Below are 453 nucleotides of genomic sequence, written 5' to 3'. Positions count from 1 at the left end.
CGCCCGGGCCGGCGCCACCCGGGTCCTGGCGGCCCGCCCGCTGCAGTGGTTCGGGGACCGCGCCTACGGGATCTACCTGTGGCACTGGCCGCTGCTGATCACCTACCTGCTGCTCACTGCCCGCGACACGGTCCCGGTGCCGGCCGGGCTCGGGATCCTGGCCGCCTCGGTGATCCTCACCCGGGTCACCGCGCTGCTGCTGACCGGCTGGCGGGCCCTGCCCGGGATCCGGGCCGGGTCCGGGATCCGGCTGGTCGCCACCGCCCTGCTCGTGGCGGTACCGCTGACCGGCGCCCACCAGTACACGGTGCTGCGCGACCCCACCGCCGGGGTGGAGCGCACCCCACAGAACTACCCCGGCGCCGCCGTGCTGCGCGGAGAGGTGGCCGAGGTCCCGGACGTGCCGATCATCCCCACCGAGGACGAGCGCGACCAGGAGTGGGGCGACACCGG

1 pseudogene is annotated in these 453 nt (G+C 75.9%); it reads left to right on the top strand.

Features of this window, described 5'->3' with window-relative positions:
- Positions 1 to 453 (top strand): annotated as a pseudogene (locus AC6CH6_RS17870) (hypothetical protein); the annotation flags it as partial.

The sequence above is a fragment of the Kocuria sp. GQ42 genome, from assembly GCF_059758435.1.
The sequence above is the reverse complement of the archived record's forward strand: the minus strand, read 5'-3'. Positions and strand labels throughout refer to the sequence as shown.